The 9,281-nt window shown below is 45.4% G+C and carries 10 protein-coding genes and 1 rRNA gene; 8 read left to right on the top strand and 3 right to left on the bottom strand.

Annotated features, from left to right (window positions below):
• Positions 1-344: 344 nt before the first annotated feature.
• On the top strand, positions 345-875 hold the full coding sequence (gene ntdP, locus AC0TWI_RS04190) for a nucleoside tri-diphosphate phosphatase (RefSeq protein WP_488125085.1): 531 nt from the start codon (positions 345-347) through the stop codon (positions 873-875).
• Between the two features lie 72 nt (positions 876-947).
• On the top strand, positions 948-2,696 hold the full coding sequence (locus AC0TWI_RS04185; protein WP_488125084.1) for an ABC transporter ATP-binding protein: 1,749 nt from the start codon (positions 948-950) through the stop codon (positions 2,694-2,696).
• Positions 2,697-2,730: 34 nt separating this feature from the next.
• On the opposite strand, the gene AC0TWI_RS04180 is transcribed toward AC0TWI_RS04185, so the two are convergent.
• Together AC0TWI_RS04180 and AC0TWI_RS04175 are read right to left on the bottom strand one after the other, a co-directional pair.
• Entirely contained in the window at positions 2,731-3,807 is a 1,077-nt protein-coding gene (locus AC0TWI_RS04180; RefSeq protein ID WP_488125083.1) for an FUSC family protein, read from the bottom strand.
• A 27-nt stretch (positions 3,808-3,834) separates the two neighbouring features.
• Positions 3,835-5,148, bottom strand: a complete 1,314-nt coding sequence (locus AC0TWI_RS04175; protein WP_488125082.1) for a glutamate-1-semialdehyde 2,1-aminomutase — start codon at positions 5,146-5,148, stop codon at positions 3,835-3,837.
• Positions 5,149-5,200: 52 nt separating this feature from the next.
• Here AC0TWI_RS04175 and AC0TWI_RS04170 point away from each other — a divergent pair, with 52 nt between their 5' ends.
• From AC0TWI_RS04170 to perR, 4 genes are all read left to right on the top strand, one after another.
• Complete coding sequence (locus tag AC0TWI_RS04170; protein WP_488125081.1) at positions 5,201-5,692, top strand: potassium channel family protein; 492 nt, start codon at positions 5,201-5,203, stop codon at positions 5,690-5,692.
• Between the two features lie 69 nt (positions 5,693-5,761).
• Entirely contained in the window at positions 5,762-6,235 is a 474-nt protein-coding gene (gene bcp, locus AC0TWI_RS04165; RefSeq protein WP_488125080.1) for a thioredoxin-dependent thiol peroxidase, read from the top strand.
• A 165-nt stretch (positions 6,236-6,400) separates the two neighbouring features.
• On the top strand, positions 6,401-6,952 hold the full coding sequence (locus AC0TWI_RS04160; protein ID WP_488125079.1) for a cob(I)yrinic acid a,c-diamide adenosyltransferase: 552 nt from the start codon (positions 6,401-6,403) through the stop codon (positions 6,950-6,952).
• Between the two features lie 81 nt (positions 6,953-7,033).
• Positions 7,034-7,468 carry a peroxide-responsive transcriptional repressor PerR gene (gene perR / locus AC0TWI_RS04155; RefSeq protein WP_488125078.1) on the top strand — a complete coding sequence of 145 codons (435 nt, stop codon included), beginning with the start codon at positions 7,034-7,036 and terminating at the stop codon, positions 7,466-7,468.
• A 35-nt stretch (positions 7,469-7,503) separates the two neighbouring features.
• Here perR and AC0TWI_RS04150 read toward each other — a convergent pair whose 3' ends face one another.
• On the bottom strand, positions 7,504-7,854 hold the full coding sequence (locus tag AC0TWI_RS04150) for a YgzB family protein (protein ID WP_488125077.1): 351 nt from the start codon (positions 7,852-7,854) through the stop codon (positions 7,504-7,506).
• Positions 7,855-7,991: 137 nt separating this feature from the next.
• Between AC0TWI_RS04150 and AC0TWI_RS04145 the strand changes: the two genes are divergently transcribed.
• Together AC0TWI_RS04145 and AC0TWI_RS04140 are read left to right on the top strand one after the other, a co-directional pair.
• Positions 7,992-8,864: a nucleotidyltransferase-like protein gene (locus tag AC0TWI_RS04145; RefSeq protein ID WP_488125076.1), complete on the top strand. Its 873-nt coding sequence runs from the start codon at positions 7,992-7,994 to the stop codon at positions 8,862-8,864.
• A gap of 228 nt (positions 8,865-9,092) precedes the next feature.
• Positions 9,093-9,281 (top strand): 16S ribosomal RNA (locus tag AC0TWI_RS04140); the annotation flags it as partial.

Here is a 9,281-nt window from a genome sequence, read left to right as displayed (position 1 = left end):
TTAATGGCCGTGAACTTACGTAAGTTTACGGCCAACACAGCAAGTGGATCCTAAATTTATACACAATAAAAAGAGAAAGGTGAAATTGTCTTGCTCAATTTCACCTTTCTCTTGGTTAGAGACTAGTTATGTCCCAGCCTCGTTTTTCTTTCTGACAGGCGTTTATCTTTATTTAATCTGTATATACATACTAGGGAAGAAGTATTTTTTGAAAGCGCTAATCACTTTTTCAGGCAGTTTTCTCCCCCTCAGGTCGCATTGGTTTAAAAAATCAAGCCTAGGCGGTATAATGATTAAAAATTGGCAGACGAATAGTTCGGTTTAAAAAGAAAGTAGGGGAGACGATGGGTGTTCCCGTTGAGGGCGATAATATTCAAATCCACAGTTATAAACATAACGGAAAAATCCACCGAATATGGGACGAAACAAAGGTATTGAAAGCAACGCGGCATCTTGTGATCGGAGGGAATGACAGGACAATCGTCACCGAATCCGACGGAAGAACCTGGATTACGAGAGAACCGGCCATCTGTTATTTCCATACAGATATTTGGTTTAATATCATTGCGATGATCCGGGAAGATGGTATTTATTATTACTGCAATCTCGGTTCGCCTTATGTATACGACAATGAAGCGCTGAAATATATCGACTACGACCTGGATATCAAGGTCTATCCTGATATGACCTATACGCTGCTCGACGAAGATGAGTATGAGTATCATCGTAAACAGATGGGCTATCCGGATGTTATCGACCACATTTTAAAACGAAATGTGGACAAGCTCGTCAGATGGATCAGCCAGCGAAAAGGCCCCTTTTCTCCTGATTTCATTGACATTTGGTATGACCGTTATTTGACGTATCGCGACTGAGGCTGCTCAGACGCACATGCCTGTTGGCTTTTGGCAACAGGTTTTATTTTTTGATGAGAGTAGGAATTGAGCATGGAAATCATGAAAAGGTATATGGAATTCGTCAAGCCGTATAAATGGAAAATCATCGGTACTCTTTTGATTGGGATTGTTAAATTCGCCATCCCTTTATTGATTCCGATTCTGATGAAGTACGTGATTGATGATATCATCGGAGCACCGAATGTTGGCGCAGAAGCGAAAACGACAAAGTTGCTCGTGACAATGGGAATCATGGGGCTCGTCTTCATCGTTCTCCGCCCGCCGATCGAGTACTACCGTCAGTATTTTGCCCAATGGACGGCAAGTAAAATATTGTTTGATATACGGGACCGTCTTTTTACTCATATCCAAAAATTGAGCTTTAAATTTTATTCAAATACAAGAGCAGGGGAAATCATCTCAAGAGTGATCAATGATGTTGAGCAGACAAAAGATTTCGTCATCACCGGTTTAATGAACCTGTGGCTGGATCTGACGACTGTTATTATCGCCATTATTATTATGATTACGCTTGATGTCCCACTTACACTTGTATCATTGGCTGTATTTCCGCTATACATTTTTTCAGTCCGCTATTTCTTCGGCAATTTGCGGAAGCTGACGAGAGAACGATCACAGGCCCTTGCTGGTGTTCAGAGCTATTTGCATGAACGTGTGGCCGGTATGTCGGTGATAAAAAGCTTTGCCATTGAGGAGCATGAGCAAAAGAACTTCAATGCAACGAACAGCAACTTTTTGGATAAGGCGCTGGTCCACACAAGCTGGACGGCAAAAGCATTTGCAGTTGTCAACACGATCACCGACATTGCACCACTGATTGTCATAACGTATGCGGGCTATCAGGTGATCAACCACGGGCTGTCTATCGGAACGCTCGTCGCGTTCATGGGCTATGTAGAAAGGCTGTATAATCCGCTCAGGCGACTAGTCAATTCTTCGACGACATTAACCCAGGCGATTGCATCCATGGACCGTGTGTTTGAGCTGATGGATGAGAAATATGATATCGACGATGCGCCGGACGCCATCGAACTAAAGAAGGTCAAGGGAGATATCACGTTTGATAACGTATCTTTTTCTTATGATGAAAAAGAGCTTCCGGTATTGAATCATATCAATCTCCATATTAAGCCGGGGGAAACGATCGCGCTTGTCGGCATGAGCGGGGGAGGAAAGTCGTCGCTCGTCAGCTTGATCCCGAGATTCTATGACGTCACTTCAGGAAGCATCCTTTTGGACGGAACGGATATCCGTAGGTTCAAAGTCCGCAGTCTCCGCGACAAGATCGGAATGGTGCTGCAGGACAATATTCTATTCAGTGAATCAGTGAAGGCGAATATCCTACTTGGAAAGCCGGAAGCAAGCGAAGAAGAAGTGAAATGGGCTGCAAAGATGGCAAATGCCGAGGAGTTCATTGAGCATCTTCCCCAAGGCTATGAAACAAAAGTAGGCGAGAGGGGCGTAAAATTATCCGGTGGACAAAAGCAGCGGATTGCGATTGCCCGCGTTTTCCTGAAAAACCCGCCGATCCTGATTTTGGATGAAGCCACTTCCGCTCTTGACCTCGAAAGCGAGGCGCTGATCCAAGAGGCACTGGAAGAATTGGCGAAGGACCGGACGACAATGATCATCGCCCATAGATTGTCGACCATTACCCATGCAGACCGCATCGTCCTCGTCGATCACGGGGAAATAGCTGAAGTAGGCTCCCATGAGGAATTGATGGCGAAGCAGGGGAAATATTATCAGCTGTTCCAAGTCCAACAGCTCGACCGTTAATGAAAAACGCCGAAGAGAAAAGTCTCTTCGGCGTTTATTCTTTATTGATGGTGATTTTACTCGCTTTCTTATGATACTTCTGGAATGTTGTGATCAGCTTGTCAAGATGCTCCAGCTGCTCCTCGTATTCGATGATGGCGGACAAGACCTGCATCAAATGGAAAGATACATAATCGTCGTCCTTTTCGTTTTGACGAATTTCCTTAATGAAGGAATCCATCAGCTGCTCTCTTGTGAAGATTCCGGAGTGAAGGCTGGAGTAGTCGACTTCATCGCGCACCCGGCCAAGGAATTTCAACAGTAGCTGCTCATGATAGCTTAGCAAAAAGTCCAGTCGTTCCCTCGTGTGGATCTGGAGTTTTTCAGGCAGCTGGTGAAGGATGTTTTCATATCGCTGCTGAAGCTTCAATAAGTCATAGCTTTTCTGGGCAGCCTGGATCATCTGTTTATAGATCACCAGCTTGCGACCTTTCGAGAACTCATTTTTCTTAAAATACCGCCGCTCTTCTTTAAACATGGTATAAAGAGAGCTTGTGGAGCTGATCCGATCTTTGAATTTTCCCAGGTCCTTCTTCAGCAGACTGTCCTCATAGGCAAACCTCGATGTCAGCCTCAGCCACTTCAAAATATCTTCTGTAATGTCAGAGATGTTTTGAAAGAGCTTCGTTTCATATTTTGGCGGAATAAAAATCAAATTGACGATGAATGACGATAAGATCCCCACCAAAACACCTGATGACCGAAGTGTGGCGTACTGCAGGAAGTTCGCAGAGGGTGCCTCCATTACAGCGATAATGGTGACGATCGCCAGCCGAATGGAGCTTTCAAGCTTCAGCTTCAGCATGAGAGCAATCGCGACCATTGAAGCAAATCCGACAATAAAATAATGGTCTCCGAACATCAATGCAAACGAAATGGCAATGACGGCACCAATGATGTTGCCTTGGATCTGTTCAATGACCGTCACATACGACCGGTGAATCGTCGGCTGAATCGCAAAAACAGCAGCGATGGCGGTAAACACAGGCGAAGGGAAATGGAGCAGCTTTGCCATATAGAGCGCCAACGTAACAGCAATCCCAGTTTTCAGAATGCGGGCACCGAACTTCATATCTGATTCCTTTCTGGTCGGGCCTCTTTATCCTTTGCTGGATGGAGAGGCACCTTGCATATTTTTGAAGGCGTAATCGACGGCTTCAATAGTTTCTTCTATATCTTTATCCGTATGGGCTGTAGTGATAAACCATGCCTCATATTTCGATGGTGCCAGGTTGATCCCTTGGCTCAGCATTAGCTTGAAGAATTGGGCGAACATTTCTCCGTCGGTCGATTCAGCCTGTTCATAGTTTACTACCTTTTCATCTGTAAAATAAACAGTTAATGCGCCCTTAAGACGATTAATTGTAATTGGAACCTGATATTTGCTGGAAGCTTCCAGGATTCCCTTCTCGAGCTTTTCGCCAAGACGGTCCAATTCTTCATATACTCCGTCTTCCTTCAACACTTCAAGGCAGGCGATGCCGGACAGCATCGAGGCCGGGTTTCCGGCCATTGTTCCCGCCTGGTAGGCAGGGCCGAGCGGTGCTACTTTCTCCATGATCTCTTTTTTGCCTCCGTACGCGCCGATCGGAAGTCCGCCGCCGATGATTTTTCCGAGCGCCGTTAAATCAGGGGTAACACCAAGCATGTCTTGTGCCCCGCCGTACATAAAGCGGAAAGCCGTGATCACTTCGTCAAAGATGAGCAGCGACCCGTGCGCATGGGCGACCTCTTTCACTTCTTCCAGGAAGCCTGGGAAAGGTTCGACGATCCCGAAATTGCCGACAATCGGCTCAACAAGCACTGCGGCAATTTCGTTCCCCCATTTTTCCATCGCCTCTTTATAGGCTTCGATATCATTGAACGGAACGGTGATGACTTCCCGTGCGATGCTTGCAGGCACCCCTGCGGAATCCGGCATCCCGAGCTGTGACGGGCCGGAGCCTGCAGCAACGAGTACCAAATCAGAGTGGCCATGATAGCAGCCGGCGAATTTGATGATTTTCACCCGGTCTGTATAGGCTCTTGCTACCCGGATTGTAGTCATGACAGCTTCTGTCCCTGAATTGACAAAGCGGATCTTTTCAAGATTTGGCATCGCGCTTCGGATCATTTTGGCAAATTTCACTTCATGCGGGGTTGGTGTTCCGAATAGCACCCCGTTTTCGGCTGCATGCTTGATCGCCTCTGTAATGTGTGGGTGAGCATGGCCGGTAATGATCGGTCCATATGCGGCTAGATAATCGATATATCGATTTCCGTCCACATCATAAAAATAGGCACCTTCGCCCCGCTCCATCGCAACAGGGGAGCCGCCTCCGACCGCCTTATAGGAGCGGGATGGGCTGTTCACCCCGCCGACGATATATTCAACTGCTTCTTTATGAAGCGCTTCTGATTTTGTAAAATCCATGATTTTATTCCTCCAATCCTTAAACCCTACACATATTGTAGACGTGATAGGGATGTTGCGCAAATTGCTGACATACGGTGCAGCGAAGCGAGTAAGATATAGTGAAGAAGCGGAAGAGGGGAAAGCGATGTGGCATGCGCTGTTTATTTCGATCATCCTCTGCATAGGGATGGCGATGAAAATGCTTTTTGTACCGTCCCGGTTCAAATTTAAACAAGTATCATTTGAGAACTTTCTTTTTCTTGGTGTTACGTATGCGGTGATCATGATCGGCTTCGGCCTGCTTTTCTTGATGTTCGAATTAAGGGGGCTGAAAGTCATTATGGATACTGGCGAGTATTTGAAGCCCCAATTTTTGCCGAAATTATGGACGAGCCTCTATTTGAGCGCCATTACGCTCTTCTCCGTCGGCTACGGCGACGTGGTTCCGATCGGATATGGTCGCCTGCTCGTCATTATCGAGGCCCTGCTCGGGTATACGATACCGGCAGCATTTGTCGTCAGGACATTCATTGAAATTGATCCCTCCGGCCGGAAGGAATGAAATAGTTGTATTGCCCTCCTGAATTTTGTACGCTAACAGAAAGAGACCTACATGATGGAGGGGTTATAGTTGACTGTACGATTGAATGAACAGGCACCTGAATTTACACTAAGCGCAAATGACGGAAAGACGGTTTCCCTGTCTGATTACCGCGGAAAATACGTAATCGTTTACTTTTATCCAAAGGATATGACACCCGGATGCACTACACAGGCATGTGATTTCCGCGACTATCATGATCAATTTTCAGAGCTGAATACCGTGATCATCGGAATCAGTCCCGATCCATTGGCGAGGCATGAGAAGTTCATTGAAAAGTATGGCCTGCCTTTCCTTTTGCTTGCAGACGAAGAGCATGAAGTGGCTGAACTGTATGATGTCTGGAAACTGAAAAAGAACTTCGGGAAAGAGTACATGGGAATCGAAAGATCAACATTTCTGATCGGCAAAGAAGGGGAGCTGCTGAAGGAATGGAGGAAAGTGAAAGTTAAGGGGCATGTTGAAGAGGCGCTGGAGTATGTGAAAGAACTTGAAGTAGAGTGACTGCGCCCTTTTTAAAAGACCGGCGGCATTTGTCCATTCCAACAAAGGAAAAAAACATACCTTATTATCAGGGCATACCTCCTCAGCAAAATAGATTAAGGGCTGTTCATTACAGCCCTCTTTTTTACATAAATTAGACTGTTCGGTGAAGGGAGCTTACTTTATATGAAGATTTATACGAAAACAGGTGACAAAGGGACAACTTCCCTTGTATTTGGGCAAAGAATCGGAAAAGATGATATACGTGTTGAGGCGTACGGCACGTGCGACGAAGCAAACTCTTTCATTGGGCTTGCCCTCAGCCTGCTGCCGGACGTGGAAAAGCCGGAATATGAGGAAATAAGAACGGTATTCCGTAAAATCCAGACGGCGATCTTCCATGCAGGAGCGGAGCTATCGACTCCGAAGAACCGGGAAGTTCAGTGGAAATTGGGGGAAGAGGACGTTTCGTATTTGGAATCGGTCATTGACAAATGGGATCCGCATTTGCCGCCGCTGACTAATTTCATTCTCCCTGGAGGCACTCCGGCCGGATCCGCGTTTCATACTGCCAGAACCGTTGCAAGAAGGGCCGAGCGGTGCGCAGTAGCGATCGAAGATGCAAACCCGATTGTCATTGCCTACCTGAACAGGCTGTCAGATTTGCTTTTTGTTGCTGCGAGATACGTTAATCATTTGCAGGGAGCGGAAGAAGACACGCTTCATCAAGGAAAATAATTGACAGAAACGGCAAACTTCTTGTATTCTAATTATAAGGATTATAAATAGATAATACTTTTAGAAAAGAGGTGCATGACGATGTCAGACCACCAATTGAAAGAGGCAATCGAAACGTTGAAAGAAACGGGCGTCCGTATTACACCTCAGCGTCATGCGATTTTAGAATACCTAATTCAATCGATGTCACATCCGACTGCAGATGATATTTACAAATCGCTGGAAGATAAATTTCCAAATATGAGTGTAGCCACTGTCTACAACAACTTAAGGGTCTTCCGTGAAGCAGGACTTGTCAAAGAACTGACGTATGGTGATTCGTCAAGCCGCTTTGATTTCGTCACTTCTGACCACTACCATATTATCTGTGAAGACTGCGGAAAGATCGTTGATTTCCATTATCCGGGCTTGGATGAAGTTGAGCAGCTTGCTTCCCATGTAACTGGCTTTCAAGTCGCCAATCATCGGATGGAAGTGTACGGAGTTTGTCCGGATTGCAGCAAAAAAGCACATTAAAAAGGATTGTCCACGATCACGTGGCCAATCCTTTTTTATCTTTTCTTATGATTATATGACTCGTCAAAGTCCTTGCCTTCCAGGTTAGGGTCAAGCGTGAGCGGTTCATTGCAATGCATGCACATGTCCACCCTTCCCAAGATTTTCGTCGGCTTTCCGCAATTCGGACAGACGACCTGCACGGCCTTGGTCGAAAGCATGCCAATCCAGAAATAGACGAGCGTACTTGCAATGATCGAAAGCATCCCGAGCAGCATGAAAATCGTCATCACAATCGGATGGCTTTTGAAAAAGATGCCGATATACATAATGATAAAACCGAGAAAGACGAGCCCTAACGCGAATGTGCGAATTTTATTGATTTTATTCGAATATTTTTTTGCCATGATATGCCCTCCCGAGACTAAACTATACCACAGTTAAGCAAATCGTCCCAATTTTAATTTCACCTGGCGCAAGCAGGAAAATGGAAGAGGGGCGTCGAAATTAAACCGAGCAAAGTAATATGATGGAGGAATCACTTATGGAGGACATTTTACGTCCGCTCTATCAGGAGCGCGCAAGCCAAGCGAACACAATGGGCATACTGAGGATTGAAAAAAAGTATAAAACTGTCACCTTGACGGATACATTTGATACTGTGTTGCTGATTATCGTTAAAGAACAGGAGAAGCCTGTCATACATAAGCATTATCAATACGCTGACCAGAAAGCTGCGCTGCAAGTCGTGACCGAAACGCAATTGCGAGAATGGCTGCTGCTCGGCACAAACCGGAAAATCATTGAATGGATCTTTGAAGGAAGAATTCTTTTCGACCGCAATGAATATCTCGAGAACCTCCGCTCAGAACTGGAGGACTTTCCCTTTAAGGAAAGAAAATTTAAAATCGGACTCGAATTTGCCAAGCTGATCCGGCGGTACTATGACGGGAAAACGTTTTTCGACAGCCGGCAGTATTTTGATGCTTTCAACCATGTTATCCATTCTTTGCATCATCTCGGCAGGCTGGCAATTATAGAAAGAGGTTTTTACCCTGAACTGACAGTGTGGAATCAAGTAAAACAAATCGAGCCTGAAATTTATAAGCTTTATGAGGAATTGCTGAAAAGTGATGAGACGATCGACAAAAGGCTCGAATTGCTGTTCATCGCCAGTGAGTTTTTAATTTTTTCCAGATCCTCGATCGGCGCTGCCCATTTCATCGGTGTTATGAATGAAAAAGAATTGTGGACGATAGAGGAATTGTCCTCTCACCCAGAACTCATGCATTATGGTGTGGATTTAAGTATTTTGCTAGAGTATTTAGTGGATAAGGATTTTGTTCTTACTGTAGGAATAGAGACGAAGGGGCCGGGATTATCCCAGCGTTGTTACAAGGCAGTAGAAAAAAATTAAAAAAAGCTGTTGACTTATTTAGTTAGCCTTGTTATAGTAATAAACGTCGCTGCTGAACAACGCAAATGCGGCGGCGAAAAACTTAAAAAAAGTTGTTGACAAACAAGTCACCAACTGATATACTTTAAAAGTCGCTTAAGAGCGGCGGAGAAGTTGTTCCTTGAAAACTGAACGAAACAAACGTCAATGATTTACTTTTAAGTAAGACCAGCAAATGAGCTAACAAACTTTAATGAGAGTTTGATCCTGGCTCAGGACGAACGCTGGCGGCGTGCCTAATACATGCAAGTCGAGCGAACAGATGGGAGCTTGCTCCCTGATGTTAGCGGCGGACGGGTGAGTAACACGTGGGCAACCTGCCTGCAAGCCTGGGATAACTTCGGGAAACCGGAGCTAATACCGGATAATTTCTTCCTC

This window comes from Lederbergia sp. B243.17 (assembly GCF_057657925.1).
Note: the sequence above shows the minus strand (reverse complement) of the source record. Positions and strands in the feature narration are given on the sequence as shown.